This window comes from Mycobacterium shottsii, from assembly GCF_010728525.1.
Lineage (GTDB): Bacteria > Actinomycetota > Actinomycetes > Mycobacteriales > Mycobacteriaceae > Mycobacterium > Mycobacterium marinum.
In genome coordinates this window covers 1,644,877-1,667,311 of record NZ_AP022572.1, presented here as the reverse complement: position 1 = coordinate 1,667,311, position 22,435 = coordinate 1,644,877, and the positions used below count along the sequence as shown (strand labels likewise).

Annotated in this window: 10 protein-coding genes and 8 pseudogenes; 5 read left to right on the top strand and 13 right to left on the bottom strand. The window is 64.1% G+C overall.

The features are described from left to right. The first annotated feature begins 36 nt into the window (after positions 1–36). Genes G6N41_RS07875 through G6N41_RS07865 form a run of 3 tightly spaced genes read left to right on the top strand, consistent with a single transcriptional unit; the run spans position 37 to position 2,722 of the window. Positions 37–1,206, top strand: a complete 1,170-nt coding sequence (locus tag G6N41_RS07875) for a type III polyketide synthase (protein ID WP_231608986.1) — start codon at positions 37–39, stop codon at positions 1,204–1,206. Continuing rightward, positions 1,200–1,709, top strand: a complete 510-nt coding sequence (locus G6N41_RS07870) for an isoprenylcysteine carboxyl methyltransferase family protein (RefSeq protein WP_198967047.1) — start codon at positions 1,200–1,202, stop codon at positions 1,707–1,709. The genes G6N41_RS07875 and G6N41_RS07870 overlap by 7 nt, the downstream gene beginning before the upstream one ends. After that, positions 1,706–2,722 carry an NAD(P)/FAD-dependent oxidoreductase gene (locus G6N41_RS07865; protein WP_198967046.1) on the top strand — a complete coding sequence of 339 codons (1,017 nt, stop codon included), beginning with the start codon at positions 1,706–1,708 and terminating at the stop codon, positions 2,720–2,722. The genes G6N41_RS07870 and G6N41_RS07865 overlap by 4 nt, the downstream gene beginning before the upstream one ends. A gap of 122 nt (positions 2,723–2,844) precedes the next feature. Here G6N41_RS07865 and G6N41_RS29480 read toward each other — a convergent pair whose 3' ends face one another. From G6N41_RS29480 to G6N41_RS07835, 6 genes and pseudogenes are all read right to left on the bottom strand, one after another. Next, complete coding sequence (locus G6N41_RS29480) at positions 2,845–4,308, bottom strand: PE family protein (protein WP_259593801.1); 1,464 nt, start codon at positions 4,306–4,308, stop codon at positions 2,845–2,847. Positions 4,309–4,661: 353 nt separating this feature from the next. Further along, the gene (locus tag G6N41_RS07855; protein ID WP_407663789.1) at positions 4,662–5,534 is read right to left on the bottom strand and encodes an IS5 family transposase; all 873 of its coding nucleotides are present in this window, start codon (positions 5,532–5,534) and stop codon (positions 4,662–4,664) included. A gap of 135 nt (positions 5,535–5,669) precedes the next feature. Next, positions 5,670–6,137: pseudogene (locus tag G6N41_RS07850) on the bottom strand (enoyl-CoA hydratase-related protein); the annotation flags it as partial. Positions 6,138–6,147: 10 nt separating this feature from the next. Continuing rightward, positions 6,148–7,020, bottom strand: a complete 873-nt coding sequence (locus tag G6N41_RS07845) for an IS5 family transposase (RefSeq protein ID WP_407663788.1) — start codon at positions 7,018–7,020, stop codon at positions 6,148–6,150. 44 nt (positions 7,021–7,064) lie between these two features. Further along, positions 7,065–7,349: pseudogene (locus G6N41_RS07840) on the bottom strand (enoyl-CoA hydratase/isomerase family protein); the annotation flags it as partial. Between the two features lie 53 nt (positions 7,350–7,402). After that, a pseudogene (locus tag G6N41_RS07835) lies at positions 7,403–8,550 on the bottom strand (thiolase family protein). Between the two features lie 539 nt (positions 8,551–9,089). On the opposite strand from G6N41_RS07835, the gene G6N41_RS07830 reads away from it, so the two are divergent. Further along, the gene (locus G6N41_RS07830; protein WP_198967045.1) at positions 9,090–10,955 is read left to right on the top strand and encodes a PPE family protein; all 1,866 of its coding nucleotides are present in this window, start codon (positions 9,090–9,092) and stop codon (positions 10,953–10,955) included. 466 nt (positions 10,956–11,421) lie between these two features. Next, positions 11,422–14,679 (top strand): annotated as a pseudogene (locus G6N41_RS07825) (PPE domain-containing protein). Positions 14,680–14,743: 64 nt separating this feature from the next. Here the strand turns inward: G6N41_RS07825 and G6N41_RS07820 are convergent. The 7 genes and pseudogenes from G6N41_RS07820 to G6N41_RS07795 all read right to left on the bottom strand — a co-directional run bounded on the left by G6N41_RS07820 (position 14,744) and on the right by G6N41_RS07795 (position 22,369). Beyond that, a pseudogene (locus G6N41_RS07820) lies at positions 14,744–16,495 on the bottom strand (PE family protein). Between the two features lie 64 nt (positions 16,496–16,559). Then, positions 16,560–16,688, bottom strand: a complete 129-nt coding sequence (locus G6N41_RS29475; protein WP_020729853.1) for a hypothetical protein — start codon at positions 16,686–16,688, stop codon at positions 16,560–16,562. A gap of 302 nt (positions 16,689–16,990) precedes the next feature. Next, positions 16,991–18,048, bottom strand: a pseudogene (locus G6N41_RS07815) (cytochrome P450); the annotation flags it as partial. A gap of 18 nt (positions 18,049–18,066) precedes the next feature. Further along, the gene (locus tag G6N41_RS07810) at positions 18,067–19,515 is read right to left on the bottom strand and encodes an aldehyde dehydrogenase family protein (protein ID WP_198967771.1); all 1,449 of its coding nucleotides are present in this window, start codon (positions 19,513–19,515) and stop codon (positions 18,067–18,069) included. A gap of 37 nt (positions 19,516–19,552) precedes the next feature. After that, positions 19,553–20,452, bottom strand: a complete 900-nt coding sequence (locus G6N41_RS07805) for an SDR family oxidoreductase (RefSeq protein ID WP_198967044.1) — start codon at positions 20,450–20,452, stop codon at positions 19,553–19,555. Further along, positions 20,445–20,615: pseudogene (locus G6N41_RS07800) on the bottom strand (spirocyclase AveC family protein); the annotation flags it as partial. The pseudogene G6N41_RS07800 and the gene G6N41_RS07805, both read right to left, overlap by 8 nt. A 584-nt stretch (positions 20,616–21,199) precedes the next feature. Further along, positions 21,200–22,369 (bottom strand): annotated as a pseudogene (locus tag G6N41_RS07795) (PPE family protein). Positions 22,370–22,435 lie beyond the last annotated feature (66 nt).

The following is a 22,435-nucleotide window of genomic DNA, read 5'->3' as shown; positions in this document are numbered from 1 at the left end:
GCCGCGGGGAAGCCGGGCCATCCGGCAGGAGCCGGTCTGAACCGATCCGGAAGCGACAGCGTGACTGACCACATGAACACATTCACCGGGGGTAGATCATCGTGCTTCAACTTGCACCGGCCAGCGGGCACGCAGACCTCGAAGACAGATCCGCATGTGGCGGGGGTGGCCGTGAAGTTCCCGCCGAACCGCTACCACCAGGCCGAGGCGATCGGGGCGCTCACCGAGTTCGCCGGTCCGGAGTTTCGCCGGTTCGCGCTCAGCAGCGGGGTTGAAGCCCGCCACACCGCATTGCCGCTGGAACGCTATGCCGAGCTCAACGGTTTTACCGAGGCCAACGACGCCTTCGTCGACGTCGCTCTCGACTTGGGCGAGCAGGCCCTGCGGGCGGCGCTGGAAGAAGCAAAGGTCAGGCCCTCCGAAGTCGATGTCATTTTCTCCACCACCGTCACTGGTCTTGCCGTACCCACCCTGGAGGCGCGACTGGCTCACCGAGTGGGGTTGCGCGAAGACGTCAAACGCATCCCGTTGTTCGGTCTGGGCTGTGTGGCCGGGACCGCCGGGGTGGCCCGCATGCATGACTACCTGCGCGGATTCCCCGATCAGGTGGGCGCTCTGCTCGCGGTGGAACTCTGTTCATTGACGATTCAGCGCCACGACAACTCGGTGGCAAATCTGGTTGCCTCCAGCCTGTTCGGCGACGCCGCCGCAGCCGTGGTCACCAAGGGGGCGCACCGAGTTCCCGGGGCCGGTGCGGCGTCAAACGGATATGCCGGCCCTCGAGTGCTGGCCACCCGCAGCCGGATCTACCCCAACACCGAGAACGTCAAGGGCTGGAAGATCGGCACCAGCGGCTTTCAAATCGTTTTGTCGGTCGACGTCGCCACTGTCACCGAGAAGTACCTGGGCGAGGACGTCCGCAGTTTCCTGGCCGACCACGGGTTGACCCCCCAGGATGTGACGACGTGGGTCTGCCATCCTGGCGGGCCCCGCGTGATCGAGGCCGTTGAGACCGTGCTGGGGCTACCCGAGGATGCCCTCGCTCACACACGAAACTCGCTACGCAACAACGGAAATCTTTCTTCGGTGTCCATTTTGGATGTATTGCGGGCCAACCTGGCCGACCCGCCGCCGCCCGGTTCGATCGGACTGATGATCGCGATGCGCCCCGCGTTCTGTTCTGAACTAGTGTTGCTGACGTGGTAAGTCCGTATTACCTGCTGATTCTGGCGATCGTCGTCGAACGCGTGGCCGAGCTGGTGCTAGCCCAGCGCAATGCGCGGTGGTCTTTCGCGCGGGGCGGCAAGGAGTTTGGCCAACCGCACTACGTGGTGATGGTTGTCTTGCACTCGCTGCTGCTGGTGGGCTGCGTCATCGAACCCTGGGCCCTGCATCGGCCGTTCATCCCATGGCTCGGCTGGCCGATGGTGGCCGTGCTGGTGCTCAGCCAGGGTCTGCGCTGGTGGTGTGTGACGTCGCTGGGGCGACGCTGGAACACCCGGGTGATCGTGCTGCCCGACGAACCGCTGGTGCAAAAAGGGCCCTACCGGTTCCTGCGCCACCCGAACTATGTTGCAGTGGTGGCCGAAGGGTTTGCCCTGCCGCTGGTGCACACCGCGTGGGTGACCGCGCTGAGCTTCACCGTGGCCAACGCCATCTTGCTGACCGTGCGGTTGCGGGTGGAGAACTCCGTGCTGGGCTACTCATGACGACCTACGACACCGACGTACTGGTCGTCGGCGGTGGCCCCGGCGGACTCGCCACCGCATTGAACGCACGAAAACGGGGGCTCTCGGTCATCGTCGCAGACCCGCGGGAGAGCCCGATCGACAAGGCGTGCGGCGAGGGACTGATGCCGGGTGGTCTAGCGGAGCTGAAGTCCCTCGATGTGGACCCGGCCGGCGTCCCGTTCCAGGGCATCGCGTACGTAAGCCAGCAGCGCCGGGCCGAGGCGCGGTTTCGCACCGGGCCGGGCCGGCGCGTGCGCCGCACCACATTGCACGCAACGCTGGCGGCCCGCGCCAAAGAGCAAGATGCGGAATGGATCAGAACGCGGGTAACCGATGTCGTCCAAGACGCGCACGGCGTGACCGCTGCGGGTGTGCGCGCCAAATGGTTGGTGGCAGCCGACGGCCTGCATTCCGCGGTACGACGCGCGGTCGGAATAACGGTGACGGCCGGTACTCCACGCCGCTACGGCGTGCGCCGGCACTACCGCGTGCCGGCTTGGTCGGAGTTCGTCGAAGTGCACTGGTCCCCGTGGGGCGAGGCGTACGTCACCCCGGTAGAACCGGATCTGGTCGGGGTGGCGATCCTGTCCCGTCAGCGACCTGAAATCGATCGGTTCCCATGGCTTGCGCAGCAGCTGCGGGGCGCCAGTCCCGGGGCCGCGCGGGGCTGCGGCCCGCTGCGACAAGTGGTCTCGCGCCGCGTCGCCGGACGCGTGCTGCTGGTCGGCGATGCGGCCGGTTACGAAGACGCGCTGACCGGTGAGGGTATCAGCCTGGCTGTCAAGCAAGCGGCCGCCGCGGTGGGTGCCATCGCCGATAACGACCCGGCGTCGTATGAGGCTGCGTGGCATCGGGTTACGCGCAGTTACCGCTGGCTCACGCGCGGGCTGGTGTTGGCCAGTGCGCCACGCCCGGCGCGCCGTGCCATCGTGCCGGCATGCGCACTGTTACCCCCGGTGTTCCGGTATGGGGTAAACATCCTGGCAAGCTGACGGCCCAGCCGGGCGGGTGTCAGGCCGGCGCTGTGCACCCCGGCCACCGGTCATTCCGGCGCCAGGAAACCATCGTTGCCCGCCCGAATCCAGATCGGGCCGATCTCCTCGGCAGCTCACTGTCAGCCGTCCGCGCCGGGGGTGCCGTTATTGCCATCGGCGCCGGCGGCCCCATTACCTAATTCGCCATATCCGCCCGCGCCGCCAGAGGCAGCCCCACCGCCGGCGCCTCCGGGCCCGCCAGGCTGACCGTTCCCGCCGTCGCCACCGTCGCCACCGTCGCCCCCGGCACCGCCGTCACCTCCTTTTCCAGGCGAAAGAGGCACACTGCAATCGCCGCCGACCCCACCCGCACCGCCATCGACACCAATCCCGCCGCTCCCGCCGAGACCGCTGGTGCCGGTACCGCCGACCCCTCCGAAACCACCGACACCGCCGGCGCCGCCGGCACCACCGAAGTTGGCCGACTGGATGCTGCGGGTCAGATTCTGCGCACCTACGCCGCCCGCACCGGCAGCCCCTCCGCTACCACCGTCGCCGCCGATCTGCCCGTTGCCACCAATACCGCCGTTGCCGCCGACGCCACCTACGCCTCCGGCACCGCCGACGGATCTCGATGTGTTGGGAGAATCGCTCACGCCTCCGGCGCCACCGGTGCCGCCGCCACCGCCACTACCGGCGGCACCGCCCGTGCCCAATGCAGCAAAGCCGCCATTGCCGCCAACTCCGCCAGCACCGCCCGCACCACCAACGCCAAACACACCCGTACCACCACCAACACCCCCAACAACACCCACACCACCGGAACCACCAACACCCCCGGACCCACCATCTCCGAACACCCAGCCACCACGACCTCCCACACCACCAGCCCCACCCGCAACGCCAACATCGCCAGCGCCACCAGCGCCACCGGAACCACCACCGCCAAACAACACCGCGCTACCTCCGGCACCGCCGATAGCACCCACTCCACCAGCACCGCCAGCGCCACCCACACCGGCCAACCACCCACCGCTACCTCCCACACCACCCGCACCACCCGCACCACCACGGCCACCAGCGCCACCAGCACCGATCAGACCCGCCGAGCCGCCCGCACCACCCACAGCACAGGGGTTAGTACTCACCCCACCCGCGCCACCATTGCCCCACAACAACCCACCAGCCCCACCCGACTGCCCCACCCCACCCACAGTGCCCTCGTCGGCACCATCACCAATCAGCGGTCGCCCCAACAACATCTGCGTAGGAGCGTTGACCATCCCCCAGACATCGCGCTGCAAACCCTGCAACGACAGCACACCTGAGGACTCAGCCCACCCATAGGAATCTGCCCCCGCACCCAACAGCGCCGCGACCCGAGCGTGAAATCCCTCCGCCTCAACAGCGATCCGCTGATAGTCACGCCCGTACATGCCGAACAACTCCGCGATCGCCGCCGACACCTCGTCACCACCAGCAGCCAGTAACTCGGTAGTGGCCGCCGCCGCAGCAGTGTTCGCCGCACCCACTGCCGACCCGATACCGGCCACATCGGCCGCAGCCGCACTCACCAACTCCGGACTCACCCACACAAACGACACCTCACAACCGCCTTCCCCAAGCGACAGAGACCCAGCAAAGCGCATCCAACAACCGCGACCTCAATGCATTCACAACAAAACCGCGCGATCACCCGCCACAGGGCGCAGGGACCCGCAGACGGCTAGCGGACCGCCAACCCCCCACCCACCGACAAAGTCTGAGCCGAAACACCAGACAGGACAACCGGTCTGGCGTCACACAGATCGCACACATCGAGGTGCCGAACGCACCAGAACATCAAACCGGGGCCGCTTGACCTGTAGAAGTCACACCGCCAGGGCTGAGACGAAATCCCGATCAAGCCATGGCGGTGCGCCCGGGCAAACGGGGCGCCGCGTCTAGGTCCTGTCTGCTAATTGCGGACGCGGTGGTAGGTGATGATGGCGGCCAGGGTGACACCGCCGAGGTAGGTCAGGGCGTATTTGTCGTAGCAGGTGGCGACCGCGCGCCAGTGTTTGAGCCGGTTGAAGCTTCGCTCGACGGTGTTGCGGTGCTTGTAGATTCGGCCTGAGAACCCCGGAGGCCGTCCTCTGTTGCGGCCTTTGGCTTTGCGGCGGGTGATCTGGTCGCTGCGCTCGGGGATGGTATGGGCGATCTTGAGCCGGCGCAGCTGTGCCCGCGTCGAGTCATAGGAGTACGCCTTGTCCGCCAGCAGGCGAAACGGGGCGTATGAGTTGCTGCACCGGGCGGCCAGCAATGGCCAAAGCATCGGATTATCACCGGCTTGACCGGCCGACAGTGCCAGGGTGACCGGACTGCACAGCTGGTCGGTCAAGGCGTGGATCTTGGTAGTCAGCCCGCCGCGGGAACGCCCAATGGCGTGGTCATCGGGCTCATCGAGATATTTCTTGTAATTCGACAGATCCCCCTGTGCGGCGCCCGGAGCGCGCTCCGGCTGCGTGTCGGTGGCGCGCACACTGGTCGAATCGACCGACAACAGTGCGCCCAGGTCGGCGTCCTCGGCGTCGAGGTCAGAGGCGATCGCCGCGAAGATCCGCGCGTAGATGCCATCGACCGACCAGCGTAGATGCCTCTCGGCCACCGATTGCCAGGGACCGAAGTGCTCGGGCAGGTCACACCACGGAGATCCCGTACGGTAACGCCAGATAATGCCCTCCAGAGTACGTCGATGATCGTTCCACGGCCGGCCACGCCGCCGCCCCGCAGGCAACACCGCCACGATCAGCGACCACAAATCATCAGAAATCGCATGCGTCCGCATCACCCAAACAGCATCAGCCAAAACACCATTCACATTAAGCAGACACGCCCTAGCCCACCCCGTAGAGATTCACTCGACACACGGACCCAAAGCGGCCCAGCCAAACCCGTCCGGCCGCATCCGATGTCGTCGCGCGCTTCAGCGCGCCTTCCAGACCGGCTCCCGCTTCTGCGCAAACGCCAGCGGCCCCTCTTTGGCGTCTTCGGATCGAATCAGGGATCGCATCTCACGCATAGTGCGTTCCCAACCCCGTTCTTCATCGGCGACAACTCCGTCGTCGACCCCGTAGGCGATGCGCTTGCTCGCCCGCACCGACCGCGGCGCGTTCACGGTGACCCGGGCGGCCAATGCCAGGGCCGCATCCAGCACCGCCCCCTGCTTGACGACCTGGTTGATCAGGCCCCACTCATAGGCGTCGGATGCCGTGATCGGCTCGCCGGTCAACAACATCTCCATCGCCACCTTGCGGGGCAGCTGGTTCACGATCCGAAAGACTCCCCCGGCGGCCGCGATCAACCCACGTTTGACCTCGGGCAGTCCGAACTTGGCGCGTTCGTCGGCCAGCACCAGGTCGCTGGCAAGCGCCAGCTCGGTGCCGCCGACTAGGTCCTGTCTGCTAATTGCGGACGCGGTGGTAGGTGATGATGGCGGCCAGGGTGACACCGCTGAGGTAGGTCAGGGCGTATTTGTCGTAGCAGGTGGCGACCGCGCGCCAGTGTTTGAGCCGGTTGAAGCTTCGCTCGACGGTGTTGCGGTGCTTGTAGATTCGGCCTGAGAACCCCGGAGGCCGTCCTCTGTTGCGGCCTTTGGCTTTGCGGCGGGTGATCTGGTCGCTGCGCTCGGGGATGGTATGGGCGATCTTGAGCCGGCGCAGCTGTGCCCGCGTCGAGTCATGGGAGTACGCCTTGTCCGCCAGCAGGTGAAACGGGGCGTCTGAGTTGCTGCACCGGGCGGCCAGCAATGGCCAAAGCATCGGATTATCACCGGCTTGACCGGCCGACAGTGCCAGGGTGACCGGACTGCACAGCTGGTCGGTCAAGGCGTGGATCTTGGTAGTCAGCCCGCCGCGGGAACGCCCAATGGCGTGGTCATCGGGCTCATCGAGATATTTCTTGTAATTCGACAGATCCCCCTGTGCGGCGCCCGGGCGCGCTCCGGCTGCGTGTTGGTGGGCGCGCACACTGGTCGAATCGACCGACAACAGTGCGCCCAGGTCGGCGTCCTCGGCGTCGAGGTCAGAGGCGATCGCCGCGAAGATCCGCGCGTAGATGCCATCGACCGACCAGCGTAGATGCCTCTCGGCCACCGATTGCCAGGGACCGAAGTGCTCGGGCAGGTCACACCACGGAGATCCCGTACGGTAACGCCAGATAATGCCCTCCAGAGTACGTCGATGATCGTTCCACGGCCGGCCACGCCGCCGCCCCGCAGGCAACACCGCCACGATCAGCGACCACAAATCATCAGAAATCGCATGCGTCCGCATCACCCAAACAGCATCAGCCAAAACACCATTCACATTAAGCAGACACGCCCTAGGGCGGTGCCGTTGACTGCCGCGATGGTGGGCTTGTCGATGAAATGATGGACGTAGCCCGCGAAACCCCACTCGTTGTGGTCGGAGTGGTAGATGTTCTCCCGCCGCGAGATGGCCAACAAGTCAGCTCCGGCACAAAACGACTTATCGCCGGCGCCGGTGATCACCACGGCGCGGACCTCGGGGTCATTTTGCGCCGATTCCAGCGCATCTCCGACCGCGACGCTGACCGCCCCGTTGATGGCGTTACGGGCTTCGGGCCGGTTTATCGTTACGACCATGACATTGCCGCGGTGTTCGACCAGCCCGGCGGGCTGGTCGTCACCGGCGTCTGTCACAAGAGCTCCAAGACAGTGGCGTGGGCTTGACCACCACCCTCGCACATCGTCTGTAAGCCATAGCGAATTCCGTTGTCCCGCATGTGGTACAGCAGCGTGGTCATCAGCCGAGCACCCGATCCTCCCAGCGGGTGGCCCAACGCAATCGCACCCCCGTTGGGGTTGAGCCGGTTCTCGTCGGCGCCGATGTCACGCAGCCAGGCCAGCGGATCCGGAGCGAATGCCTCGTTGACCTCGTATGCCCCGATGTCGCCAATACTGAGCCCGGATCGCTTGAGCACCTTCTGGGTTGACGGGATCGGCGCGGTCAGCATGATCACCGGGTCGGCCCCCGCAAGTACCGCGGTGTGCACCTTGGCAATCGGCCTCATCCCCAGCGACTTAGCCTTTTCGGCGACATGAACAAGAGTGCCGCCGAACCATCGGAAATCTGCGACGAGTTACCGGCATGGATCACGCCGTCTTCCTTGAACGCCGGCTTCAGCGCTGCCATCTTTTCCATCGGCGTTCCGCGCCGGATACCTTCATCCTTGAGTACGGGGTTGCCATCCTGGTCCTTGATGCCGACGATCTGATCATCGAATGCCCCGGAATCTTGTGCGGCAGCTTCTTTTTCGTGCGACATCAAGGAGAACTCGTCGAGCATGGTTCGGCTCAATCCCCACTGCTCGGCAATCATCTCGGCACCAAGGCCCTGGTTAGGGATGCGGCCGTCATAGCGTTCCAGGAAGGTCTGCGAATACGGCCGCCCACCATTGGCCAGCGAAGAACCCATAGGGGTTCGCGACATCGACTCCACCCCGCCGGCGACGACGACGTCATAGTGCCCGGCCACCACGCCGGCCGCGGCGAAGTGCACCGACTGCTGACTCGAACCGCACTGGCGGTCGACCGTCACACCCGGGACCGTTTCGGGCCAGCCGGCCGTCAGCAGCGAGGTGCGGGCGATATCAAGCGCCTGCTCGCCAGCTTGCATGACGCAGCCCCAGATGACGTCATCCACGATCTCCGGGTCGATGCCGGCCTTGTCAGCCAGTCCGTTGAGAACCTGCGCAGATAGATCCGCGGGGTGTACGCCGGATAGCGCGCCATTGCGCTTGCCGACCGGTGAGCGCACCGCTTCTACGATGACGGCTTCAGCCATGATGATGTCTCCTTTGACATTTTCCGTACGTCAGGCACTTCAGGAACACATTGATCTTCAATCTATTGAAGCCCAGGCGGGTGGACGGCGCCCGACCGGGGTAGTTCAGCCGGCGCACCGCGACGGCACCGAACTCCCTTGCACCACGTAATCGGGCGAGCAGCCCCTTGGGCAATTGGTCTCGGACGTGCGCGTCGAGTCGCGCAAAATCTCACAGGCGTCGCCCGCGGCGACACAAAGATAGGCGCTTTGGCGAAAACGCAAATGTCGTCCCGCAATTGTCATAGTGTCTTGTCTGCCAACGCGCATAAGGTGTGACGGGATTGGCCCGATGTCGTATGCGGGCGAGACTGCAGTTTCTGCGGCCGCACCCGCAATGGCCGCCAGCCGCAACCTAATCCGGCTATGGGAGGTCGCGGTGCGCTTGGCAGACAGGGGACGGGCGATTGAGATGCGCGCGAGGCAGCTTGCGGGGTTTGTGATTTCGCGAACATAGCGGCCGTCTCCGAGTGTGCGGCCAGCGGAGAAGGGAAGACCTGATGAACTTCATGATGTTGCCTCCGGAGGTCAACTCGGCGCTGATGTTCACCGGCGCCGGATCAGCACCAACGCTGGCGGCCGCCACGGCCTGGGACGGACTGGCCGCCGAGCTGGGCGAGGCAGCTGAGGCGTTTTCGTCGGTCACCTCGGGGTTAGCGAGCGGATCCTGGCAGGGGCCCGCTGCCGCCGCGATGGCGGCAGCGGGCGCACCGTATGCCGGTTGGCTGAGCGCGGCAGCAACTCAGGCGCTGGGCGCTGCCACGCAGGCCAAGGCGGCCGCGGCGGTATTTGAGTCGGCGCAAGCGGCCACCGTGCACCCGGAGTTGGTGCTGGCCAACCGCAATCAGCTGGTGTCGCTGGTGCTCTCCAACCTGTTTGGCCAGAACGCGCCGGCCATCGCCGCCACCGAATCTACCTATGAAGAGCTATGGGCCCAGGACGTGGCAGCGATGGTGGGCTACCACGGCGGTACGTCGGCCGTGGCCGCGCAACTGACACCGTGGCAGCAGGCAATACAGGCCCTACCGCGCCGGGTCGCCGCAATGGCCACAACTGGACCGGCCGCGTCAGCGGCAGCTGCACTCGCGTCCGGCCCGGCCGCGGCGCTGGGCATTGGCAACAACGGCAGCGGGAACTTCTTGAGCATCGGCAATATCGGCAACAACAACTTTGGCAGCGGAAACACTGGCTCAGCCAACCTGGGCGGCGGGAATATCGGCAACGGGAACCTGGGCAGCGGCAACACCGGCAACGTAAATCTGGGTAACGGAAACAACGGTTTCTTCAATTTCGGTAACGGGAACTTGGGCGATACCAACTTCGGTTCGGGAAACTCAGGAAATCTCAACCTCGGTAGCGGCAACCGCTTCGGCAGTGGAAACATCGGTTTCGGGAACCGCTTCGGCGATGGGAACTTCGGTAGCGGCAACGCCGGCAGCTACAACTTCGGCACCGGGAACAACGGTTCCTTCAATATCGGCAGCGGCAACAACGGTGACTCCAACATCGGCTTCGGCAACTTCGGCACCAACAACCTGGGCTTCGGCAACAACGGCAGCAACAACATCGGGTTTGGGCTCAGCGGCAGCAATCAGATCGGCATCGGCGGCCTGAACGCCGGCATAGGCAACATGGGCTTCGGGAACGCGGGCGACAACAACGTCGGCTTCTTCAACTCGGGCAGCAACAACATCGGCTTCTTCAACTCAGGCGACGGCAACTTCGGCTTCGCAAACGCGGGTTCCACCAACACCGGATTCTGGAATTCCGGCGGCACCAATACGGGCTTCGGGAACGGGGGCAGCCTCAACTTCGGCTTCGGCAATGGTGGCGTGGAAAACATGGGGCACGGCAACGCAGGTAGCTTCAACATGGGCTTTGGGAACGGTGGAGGCGGCAACACGGGCTTCTACAACTCGGGCACCTACAACACGGGCTTCTCCAACGCGGGTGAGACCAATACGGGCTGGGAAAACTCGGGCAACGTCAACACGGGTGGCTACAACTCGGGCGGCTTGAACACCGGCATCGGCAGTCCCGACACACAAGCCGGACCGAACTCCGGCTTTGGCCACTCCGGAAGCGGCAACTCCGGCTTCTTCAACTCTGGCGACGGCAACTCCGGCTTCCAGAACAGCAACACCGGCGTCTCTGCGAACGGCCACTCTGGAGTGCGCAATTCCGGTGACGCTACCAACGTCGGGTTCAGCAACTCAGGCAGCAATAACACAGGAATATTCAATACCGGGACCTTCAACACGGGGATAGCCAACTCGGGCAGCGACAGCTCGGGCCTACTGATTTCCGGCACCAACAGCTCGGGCGCGCTGAACTCTGGAGACGATCAGTCCGGTTTCAACAACTAGCCATCGTCACTTCGCCCTAAATCAGATTTCAATTCTAGTATTTGCCACCGAGGGATTCGCCCGCCTAATCGGCTCCGCACCGGGTGCGTCGGACTTAGGCGCGAAGATGCCATTACCCCTGCTCAGAATGCGTGCGGGATTTCCGCACGCGGCATCGAAGGCCTCGAACATAAAGCTAGAATAGAACTCTAGTTTATTAGTTTATCGAAACTAGAATTACTTTCCATTAATTGCACCCCTTGCTTAAACAGTAAGAAATCGGCGAAAACCAATAATCGCGACGGACTTCGTATTACGTTGCCAATACCGCGTGGCTTACACACGGGGCTACGAGCACAGCGCTATTGACAGAAGGCACGCCAGATAGCCGCATTCCGGGCTGCGGACGGTTGGGGAGACGCAGGGCCGGCCGCTGCTGGTTCCCTTTGCCGACGTCGGCCTAGATCAACACAGAAGGGGTGTCGTGATGAACTTTATGATGTTGCCGCCCGAGATCAATTCGGCACGAATATTCGCCGGTGCTGGGGGCGGCCCAACGCTGGCCGCGGCGGCGGCGTGGGACGGGCTGGCCGCCGACCTGGCTTCAGCAGCCCAGGCATTCTCCGCTATCACCATGGGACTCGTGGGCGAGGCGTGGCAGGGCGCAGCGGCGACGGCGATGGCCGCTGCGGCCAGACCTTATGCGAGCTGGCTGGGCACCGCAGCGGCGCGCGCCGCGGTGACGGCCGCCCAGGCTAACGCGGCCGCTGCCGTCTTTGAAGCGGCGCAAGCGGCGACGGCGCATCCCGAGCTAGTGGCGGCCAACCGCAATCAGTTGGTGTCGCTGGTCGTGTCAAACCTGTTCGGCCAGAACGCCCCTGCAATCGCCTCGACCGAGGCCGCATACGATCAGCTGTGGGCCCAGGACGTGGCAGCGATGGCGGGCTATCACAGTGGAGCCTCAGCGGTGGCCGCGCAGCTGGCACCGTGGCAGCAGGCGTTGCGCACCCTGCAGAACCGGGTGGCCGGGGCAACGACGGCACTGCCTTCGTCCGGGCCCGCGGCCGCCGCGGCGCTGCCCGGCGCGGCCGCGGTTGGGTTCCCGGTTCTGCACATCGGCAACATCGGTTTCGCGAACCTAAGTGTCGGCAACATCGGCGACTACAACCTGGGCAGCGGCAACACCGGATCGTTCAACCTGGGCAGCGGAAATATCGGCGACGCCAGCCTGGGCAGCGGAAATGCGGGCAACGCAAACCTGGGCAGCGGGAACCAGGGCTTCTTCAACCTCGGCAGCGGAAACACCGGCAACATCAACTTCGGCAGCGGAAACCGCTTGGGCAGCCTTAACTTTGGCCTCGGCAATGCGGTGGGCGACGCGAACTTCGGCTGGGGCAACGCCGGTAGTTCAAACCTGGGCCTCGGAAACTTCGGATCCCTCAACTAGGGTAGCGGGAACAACGGCAGCACGAACTTCGGCAGCGGCAACACTGGCACACTGAATCTGGGCAGCGGAAACGCGGGCGACTCCAATGTGGGCTTCGGCAACTTCGGTAGTAACAACGTTGGATTCGGCAATAACGGGAACAACAACATCGGCATCGGCCTCAACGGCGATGATCTGATCGGCATCGGAGCACTCAACTCGGGTGCCGGGAACCTCGGTTTTGGAAACTCCGGCACCAACAACATTGGCTTCTTCAACTCTGGCGACAACAACATCGGATTTTTCAACTCCGGAAGCGGAAATTTCGGGTTCGAGAACGCTGGCGATATCAATACCGGCTTCTGGAACGGGCGCGATACCAACACCGGTTTCGGGAACTCCGGCCTGAGCAACTTTGGTTTCGGCAATTCTGGCGTCAACCACGTGGGCGCAGGAAAAGGCGGCTCTTCGAATGTGGGCCTCGGGAACGCAGGACTGCTCAATACGGGAAGTTTCAATTCGGGCAACTTCAATACTGGCGATTTCAATTCCGGCAGCGTGAATACCGGGTACTTTAACTCGAGCGGCCACAACACCGGGCTGGGCAACTCGGGTTTCACCAATACGGGTTTCTTCAACTCTGGTGACCTCAATACAGGAATGGGAAGTCCGGAGGACCAGTCCGTGGCGAACTCGGGATTCCGGAATGCCGGTTCCGGAAATTCGGGCTTCAATAATACCGGCAGCTTCAGTTCCGGGTTCTTCAACAGCACCAACAGAAATTCCGGATTCCTGAACGCAGGCGGGACCGTTAACTCCGGTATCAACAATTCAGGCAATACCAACGCGGGCATCGGCAACTTGGGCGACGACAACTTCGGTCTGTTCAACAACGGGACATTCAACACCGGAGCGGGGAACTCCAGCGGCGGCGCCGTGTTCCCCTACACCTCGGGACTGTTCAACTCCGGCAACGGCAGCTCGGGTGTATTCAACGCCGGCGACGAGCAGTCCGGCTTCTTCGGCACCTCTGGTCTTGTGCTCACCGGCACGGACGGCCTGGCCGCCGCGACGACGTCAGGGTTGCCCGCATTAGACCTACCGGCTCCCAACTTGGGCATCGGCAATGCCGGCGTGGGCAACCTCGGTTTGGGCAACATCGGCGATTACAACCTGGGCAGTGGCAACACCGGCGACGCCAACTTCGGATTCGGCAATATCGGACAGGCCAACCTGGGCAGCGGCAACGCCGGAAACACGAACCTGGGCAGCGGAAACATCGGCTCCACCAACTTCGGTAGCGGCAACATCGGAGCACTCAACCTGGGCAGCGGGAACCACGGTGCCGGCAACATCGGCAGCGGAAACACCGGAAGCAGAAACCTGGGCAGCGGAAACGCCGGCTCCACCAACTTCGGTAGCGGCAACCACGGCAACTCAAATGTCGGGTTGGGCAATTTCGGCAACAACAATCTTGGCCTGGGCAACAACGGCAGCAACAACATCGGCTTCGGGCTCACCGGCGACAACCTGGTCGGCATCGGCGCGCTGAACTCGGGTGCCGGAAACCTCGGTTTCGGCAATACCGGTGACAACAACATCGGGTTGTTCAACTCGGGCGACAACAATGTGGGCTTCTTCAACTCCGGCGACGGCAACTTCGGCCTGGCGAACTCCGGTAACACCAACACCGGTTTGTGGAACGCCGGATCCACGAATACCGGCTTTGGCAATGCCGGCAGCGCCGACTTCGGCTTTGGCAACGCCGGCGACCGCAACATGGGCTTCGGAAACGCGGGCGCGGCAAACATGGGCGCCGGAAACTCCGGCTCCTACAACGCCGGCAGCTTCAACTCAGGCACCCTGAACACCGGCGACTTCAACGGGGGCGACCACAACACCGGGTGGGGCAACTCCGGCAACACCAACACCGGCGGGATCAACGCGGGCGACCTCAACACGGGGTTCGGCAGCTCGGCCGACCAGGCCGTCACAAACTCCGGTTTCGGAAACAACGGAAGCGGCAATTCAGGATTCAACAACACCGGCGACACGAACTCCGGTTTCCACAACGCCAACACGAGCGCGCTGTTCAGCGGTCACTCGGGTCTGCTCAACGCTGGCGGCAACCAAAGCGTGGGAATCAACAACACCGGCAGCTTCAACACCGGCCTGTTCAACACCGGTTTCCGGACCGCGGGCATCGCCAACTCGGCCACAAACGGCCTCCTTACCGCGACTTCGGGCGTGGCCAACTCGGGCAACAACAGCTCCGGAGGATTCAATGCCAACCCCGACCAATCGGGGTTCTTCAACTAGCCCCCGGGCCGCACGCCGCCGCTACGCCACGGCAACCCTGCGATGGTGCGGGATCTCCCGCGGGTCAGGGAAGCGGATGTGGTGTCCCGAACAGGATCGTGTCGAGTGCGTACGAGATGACTATTAACTGGAATCCGCCGGCAAGTGTGATCAGTCCCGTGCTGGCGGCGATCGGATTGCCGATCGCGTTGATCAGTCCCTCTATGGGCTGGCCGTTGATTGCCTGGATCAATCCGTCCAGGAACAGGTTGAGGTTGTAGCTGGGCAGAGTGAATACAAGCTCACTGGCGATATCCATGGTCGGCAGCAATGTCGCGTAGGCCGTCGAGAGCGTCTTGACGAAGCCACGCGAGATCGAGCTATTCGCCGCCTGCACCGCCAAGATGAAGTCCTCGATTGATGAGGCCGGAGATGTCGAAGGCGGCAACGCCGGCGTACCTGCCCATGGCGGATTCGCCGTCAATGTGTGCGCTATGTCCGATAGCGGAATGCTGGGCGGCCCCTGGGCTTGGAGCGCAGCGCCCGAGTTGACGATTCCCTGCTGCGTCCCCGCGGCTAGGTGCTCGGCCACCGTGAGCGGGCTGACCGGCGGGAACAAGCCAAACGGTGTGGGCACATCAGCCGGCCCGGTGTCGTAGCCGTAGGCCTGGTCGCCATAACCCAAGTCCACCAGCACCCTCAGATTTGGCTCCAGCAGTTCAGCCAGCGGGTCTCCCACGTAGGGGATGAAGCGCAGCGGCGCCAGCAACGGCAGGTGCTCAGTTGGAATCATTTAGTACGTGCTCTGGGTTGGGCTCTCGGTGGGCAACTGAACGGCTGAGTCGAGCTGCGCCTGCGTGAGATGCTGATAGTCAGCGTGCACGAACGGGATACTCATAACTGCGTTGATGTCGGCAAGCAAGTTGATCGGGTAGCGCGGGAAGTCGGCGAAGCCGTCGTATTCGAGCGTGTAACTGACGTTCGGAAAAGCATTGTCTGGAGTCGCACCGTAGAACGTGAAACCCAAGCTCGGCAACGTGAGGTCGGGGAACCGAGCAAGCACGCCGCCGTTGGGATTCATTGGGTTGCCGAGCAATACGAAATTGACTTGTGAACTCGTGACGCCTTCGGCCAAGAGCTTCGGCATCACGAGCGAGGAGAGCACCGCGCTTTGGGAGTAGCCCAAAACAGCGACGGAACTCCCGGCGGACAGGGCAGCGAGCTGCTGCAGGATCGCGTCGTTGAGTATCGTTGCACCCCGGGCCAGCGATATGTCCAGGGTCAAATCCTTGATGCCAGTAAATGGGTATAGCCCGTTAGGGGTGGATACGCCTTGCGGGGCGGTCGCAGAGGGGAAATTCGGCTCGACGTACTTGGTGTAGACGTCGCTGATGTAGCTTGCCGAAGGTGTCGGCACACCACTTTCACTCAGGATCAACGCGGCCTCAACGGGTTTCAGAGGAGCCCCTGCCAGCAACGCTGTCGCTGATGCCGCCACACTTTCCGGTCCGCTGAGCACCGGCGCGAACAGGTTCGCGACTGGTTCGGTGAGCCACGCAAGCGCCTTCACGGCCGCCGCCTCGGCGCGCACATAGGAGTCGCTGGCCGCGAACAACTTCTGCGCAAACGCATCGTGAAAAGCCGCCGCTTGCCGGCTGACCGCCTGGTACCCCTGGGCGTAGTTGTCGAACAGCGTCGCTATGGCCTCAGACACCTCATCGGCGGCCGCCGCAGCCAGGCCGGTTGTTGGCCCTGCCACGGCCAGATCAGCTTGATCGATCGCTAGACCGATTTCAGCCACTTCCGTAGCCGTTGCGGTCATCGCCTGTGGGCTCACGAGCAGATCGGTCACTGCCAATCCTTCCTTAGCGCTGGAACTGGGCATAGCACGCTGGCCACGGTCACAAGCTGAGCAGCGCTGGGGATCTCAACTTCTTCCGGCGCCGCCAGGCCACGAACACCCGCCCCGCATGCAGGTCCGCATACGTGGTTACGTCCTTGGCCAAAATCCTTGAATCGCAGTCGAACATCGATATTCAAGCGTTCTCGTTGTGGGCACTGATCCGTCTTCCGCCGGTGTCCCTACCTGGCCGATGTCAGGGTTTGGTTATCGTTCTCGCGTCGACAACCAGACCGACCCGATCGACGTCCATCGCCGTCAGTCGGTTCGTCCTTTCCCTGGTCATGGCGGGGCACCGTGCATCGATTAAACAGCGAAGCCCTCTATGAATTCTCAACACTGCTTGAATTGGCCTAGATGCCGCGGCTATTGCCACGGGACCGCTACCCGGTGGTCTGAAGAACTTGCGGCCTATGCGATGCCCTGGGACGGATCGAACACGACCCGCATCTCGAGCCGGGCCAGGTGCATGCCGAGGCAGACGTGGACCCCATGCCCGAAGCCGATATGCGCCCTCACCGGGCGCAAGATGTCGAAGCGATCCGGATCGGAGTAACGGTCCTCTTGCCGGTTGGCGGCGCCCAACATCGGCATCACCGAGGATCCGGCAGGGATGGGCACCCGGCTGATGGTCAGCAGCGGCGACTCCCAGCGCACCGCCTCCTCGATCGCCTGCGGCACCAGTGACCGATCGGCGCGAACCGCGTCGAGTTGATCCGCATTGCTCAGCAAGCCGTAGAGCAGGTTGCCCAATGAGCGGTAGGTGGTTTCGACGCCGGCCGGAAGTAGCAGTCGCAGAACGAAAAGATCTCCTCATCGGAGAGTTTCTCCCCGTCGATGTGCGCTTGTGCCAGCTCGCTGATCAACTCGTCGCGGGGCTGTTGGCGCCGTGCGGTCAGAATCGGAGCGAAGTAGTCCTGCAGCGCCACCGCTGCTGCGCGCCCCCGCTGCGGGTTGACGGTGAAGCTCAGCAGCGAGATCGACCAACGCTGAAATTGTGGATAGTCCTCGCGCGGCAGCCCGAGCAGCCCTGCGATGATCTGGGTGGGATAGGGAAAGGTGAATTCCTTCACCAAATCGGCACGGCCGCGGGCGACGAGCCGGTCGATCAGGCTATTGCCCACCCGGCCGACCAGCTCGTCCTCCCAGCGCGCCAATGCTTTCTGCGAGAACGCTTTTGCCATCAAAGCCCTATGCCGACCGTGCTCGGGCTCGTCCATCCCGAGCATGACATGGCTGCCCAGCACGTCACCGAAAGCGTCGATGATGATGGCCGAGGAGAACGTCTCGTTGTCACGCAACAGCTGAGCGACGTCCTCATGGCGGTAGACGATGAAAACCGGCTTGGACTGCTCGTGCGGCATGGCCGAGAAGTCGATGCGTTGCACTGGTTCCTCGCGCCGCAGCCGGGCCAACTCGGTGCAGGGGTCCCGGACGTCACCAGAGACCACATCGTCGAAGGCCCCGAAGTCTTCAAGATTATCGAACAGCTGAAAAACGCGACTCCCTTATCCGGCCGGATAACCCACCGATTTGATCTGGGTGTACTGGTCGAACCCCGCGACACCGTTCTGTCGTCCCACCCCGCTGTCCTTGTATCCGCCGAACGGTGTGTCAGCCCCGTAGGGAGCACCGCCGTTGACGCCTATGAAGCCGGCCCGCAGCCGCCGGGCCACCGCCAGGGAGTGTGCCAACGAACCCGACATCACGTTGCCGGCCAACCCGTACACGCTGTCATTGGCGATCCGGATCGCGTCTTCTTCGGTGTCGAATGGGATCACCGAAAGCACCGGGCCGAAGATCTCTTCCTGGGCGATGGTCATGGAGTTATCGACGTCAACGAAAAGCGTTGGCCGCACATAGAATCCCCGGTCGAAACCGGTCGGCGCATCCGGCCCGCCAACCAGGCACGTGGCGCCCTCTTCGACACCCTTGTTGATGTAGCCGAGCACGCGCTTGCGTTGTTTGGCCGAGATCACCGGACCACACAGGGTCGCGGGGTCCTGGGGATCGCCCGGCATGACGTTGTCGTAGATGCTCTTGAGGATCGCCACCCCTTCGTCGTAGCGCGATCGCGGCAACAGCATCCGGGTCGGGTTGGCGCAGCCCTGCCCAGCATGCATGCAGGGGGCGATGCCGATTGCGCACGCCAGCCCGAATTCGGCGTCTTCCAAGACGATGGTGGCCGACTTACCCCCCAGCTCCAAGAACAGCCGCTTCATGGTGGCCGCACCTTTTTCCATGAGGTGTTTGCCGACAGCGGTCGAGCCGGTGAACGAGATCATGTCGACCTTGGGCGAAAGGGTGAGCTCCTCCCCCACCAAGTGGTCCGAGGCGGTGACCACGTTGACGACCCCCGGTGGAATGTCCGTCTTTTCCGCGATCAGCCGGCCCAGGCGGGTCGCGTTGAACGGGGTGTCCGGCGCCGGTTTGAGCACCACGGTGTTGCCAGTGCCCAGCGCCTGGCCGAGCTTGTTAATGGTGACTTCGAACGGGAAATTCCACGGCACGATCGCACCCACCACACCGACGGGCTCCCGCCAGACTTTGCGGGTGGTCAGTTGACCGGTGATGCTGACCAGCACGTCGCCCAGGTCGGTCTCCCACGGGTATTCGTCGATCAGCTTGGCGGGATAGCGCAGCGCGTCGGCTAGCGGCGCATCCAACTGGGGCCCGAAGGTGATCGCGCGAGGCGCCCCGGCCTCAAGAATGAGTTCTTCACGTAGCTCTTTCCGTTCGGCCTCGATGGCCTGCTGAAGTTGCTCGAGACAGCGCTTGCGCAACGCATGGTTGGTTGACCAGTCGGTCTCATCGAACGCCCGTCGGGCCGCGTCGACGGCGCGGCGCATGTCGGCTTTCGACGCGTCGGCGACTTCCCCTAGCGGCTCCTCGGTGGCCGGGTTGATACTGGTGAAGGTGCCGGCCTGGCCGTCGACGAGCTTGCCGTCGATCATCATCTTGGACTCGAACCGAACCTCGACAGCCTCGGTGGTGTCAGCCATGTTTGTCGCTCTCTGTAGATGGGACGCTCAGCAGAGCACCGGGCGGCGGGATGCCCATCACCAGTCGGGCCACCCTATGGGAAGCCTTACCGGAAAGCAGCCGGTTGGCAACCACCAGCATGCGGGCATCCTGGCCCACCGCGTGGCGGGTGAACGGCGCCCGGTCTTCGACGGCTCTGGCCAGATGTCGCGCGAACCGATCTGGCTCGGCCGCGAACCGCATCGCGAAGCGGCCCCGGCGCTCGATCGCGACATGATGAGCCGCGTAGGGTCCGGCGAAGTCGCGGTGGTCCGACGTCCCGGCGTCGGTGATGATGTCGGTGTTGAAGGTTCCGGTCACCAGGACTGTGACGCCCAAACCGATGGGCGCCACCTCGCCGGCCAACGATTCTGCCCAGCGTTCCAGTGCCCCTTTGGCCGCAGAGTAGGCCGCAATCTCCGGCATCCCCCGCACGCCGGCCTGACTCGAGATCATGACGATCCGTCCGCGGCCTGCGGTACGCATCGCGGGTAACAAGGCCTTGGTCAACTGCACTGGCCCCAGCACATGGGTAGCGAACATCCGCTCCCACAGCTCGATCGGTGTCTCCTCGACCGTGCCCGCCGCGGAGATGCCCGCATTGTGCACCAGCACCCGGGGAGCCCCGACGGCCTCTTCGATCACCTTGGCCGCCGCCGCTACCGACGCGGCGTCGGTCAGGTCCAACTGGACCGGTATCAGTCGCGAATCATCGACCACCCCAGCGACCTTGGCACGCAATTGGGCCATGCCCGACTCCGGTGCACGCATAGCCGCCAGCACCCGCCAACCCTGCCGATACATCTGCGCCACCGATGCCAGGCCGAGCCCGCGAGAGGCGCCCGTAATCACGATGGCCTTGGGCTCACCCATGCGCCGGCCCGCAGCGTCCACCGTCGCCCGGTGCCACCACCTCGGGGCGCCCGTGTGGCTGAGCACTCATCCAGGTGGACCAGACGCCAACCGAATACGGTCCCGGTTGACCGTTACGTTCGTAAAATCCCTGCGGGTCATAGACTTTGGCTTCGGGTAGGGGGGATCCGCGATTGGGTCGTGGCCGCGCGCGACGGCCAGCGCGTCGCTCGGCGATTCACTGCGTGCGGCGATATCCCCGTCGATCAGGTTTCGCATGGACGGGGGTAGCCAGCCCTCATTCGCGGCGAGTGCCCGGTTCGCATCTATTGCCAGATAGCGCTTGGCCAACGCGGGGCGCCGCCCCAGTACCCGCAGCACACCCGGTTCCAGACTGCCCGCGGCGAGCATTGCCGCTTGCACAACCAGCGACTCGAGCTGATTACGTTCCGGCAGCTCGGTGTCGACGAAAATCGCGCGGCCATTCGTCCAGGCCAGCGCTCCGCTGGCCGCCGCGGAAACACGCAGCCGACCGGCGATGGCCGAGGCCAGCGAGCTCCAGCGCGCCAGCCGATCCGAGCTCGGTTGGTCGTCGGTTAAGTCGTCGGTTAAGCGGTCGGTCATCGTCGTTACGCCCGGCGTTCTTGTTGACCAAATATCTGTTCCAACTTAGGGTCCGGCTCCCGGCGCGGTCAATCGGCCGGGCAGCAACAGCCGAGCTACTGTCGCCCGGACCTGCAAGGCCGTGACTTCGAGCCGACCGGCGCGCTATCCGATTCCCGTCCTGGGCACCACGCTGGGCCGGGACTGTATTGGGTTCGGGCTGGCACCGCCCCGGCCCAGCATTCCACCGGGCATCCCGCCACCGGCACCCGCACCCGCACCCATCGGCATCGACATCATCGGCATTCCGGCGGGTCGTCCCGCCGCGGCCATCTCAGCCTCGTTGGCGACACCGGCCGGGCCCAACCCCGCCATCGCCGAGCTAGCCATCCGAGAGGGCATCGATCCCTCCCAGGTCGGCGGAACCGATACCGCGCCGACCATCCGCGCTTTGCCCAACCCGGCCGAAATCGATGAACCCAGCCCCGCCCCGCCCATCGCCTTCACTCCGCTGACCGGTGCGTCCACCAACTTCGCTGCGCTCGCGGGGATTCCGGCGGCGGTTGCGCCGGCCACCACGGCGGTCGACCCGCGCAGCGAACTACTCATCAGGTTCATCAGCGGTCACATCGCCATGCTGAACGGGTACATCAGCATCGACGCATTCTGCAGTGGCAATGACTGCAGCGTCGTCAGCGCCGCCGGGACGGCCGCCATGACGCTTTGCACCGGTGTGGCGAGCGCCGAGGAGGCGGATGTGACCATCCCGAGCGCCTGCGTTCCGATCTGGGATGCCAATCCCGCCAGGTCCACGGGCGGCAGACTGAACGGCACCAGGGCGGCCGCCACCGACGACGCCCCACCGTGATAACCCACCATGGCTGCGACATCCTGGGCCCACATCTCCAAGTAGTCGAATTCGTTGGCCGCAATCGCGGGTGTGTTCTGGCCCAGAATATTGGTTGCCACCAACGACACCAACGACATCCGGTGGGCGGTGACGGCAGCCGGGTGCACGGTCGCCGACAGTGCGGCTTCAAACGCCGTCGCCGCCGTCCGAGCCTGATTGGCCGCCGACTCGGCCTGGCCCGCCGCTGCGCTCAGCCAGCCCACATACGGTGCCGCGGCGGCCGCCATCGACACCGACGCCGGACCAGACCAAGACCCACTGGACAGCCCCGAGACGACCGAATCAAATGATGACGCCGACGCATACAGATCCTGCGCCAACCCTTCCCAGGCCGACGCCGCGGCGAACAGCGGCCCCGAGCCCGCGCCGGAGAATATCCGAGTCGAATTTATCTCTGGCGGTAACCAAGCAAAGTCCAACATGATCACACCCCAAACCGTTCAGCCGCCCCAACGACCCGGACAACTCGCCTGTCGACAACCTCCGAAACT

Bases quoted from the DNA above. Each gene is read 5' to 3' on its own strand.
- G6N41_RS07830 (WP_198967045.1), top strand. From the start codon at position 9,090: ATGAACTTCATGATGTTGCCTCCGGAGGTCAACTCGGCGCTGATGTTC.
- G6N41_RS07810 (WP_198967771.1), bottom strand. From the start codon at position 19,515: ATGATGATCGACGGCAAGCTCGTCGACGGCCAGGCCGGCACCTTCACC.
- G6N41_RS29475 (WP_020729853.1), bottom strand. From the start codon at position 16,688: ATGTTCGACTGCGATTCAAGGATTTTGGCCAAGGACGTAACCACGTAT.
- G6N41_RS07805 (WP_198967044.1), bottom strand. From the start codon at position 20,452: ATGGGTGAGCCCAAGGCCATCGTGATTACGGGCGCCTCTCGCGGGCTC.
- G6N41_RS07865 (WP_198967046.1), top strand. From the start codon at position 1,706: ATGACGACCTACGACACCGACGTACTGGTCGTCGGCGGTGGCCCCGGC.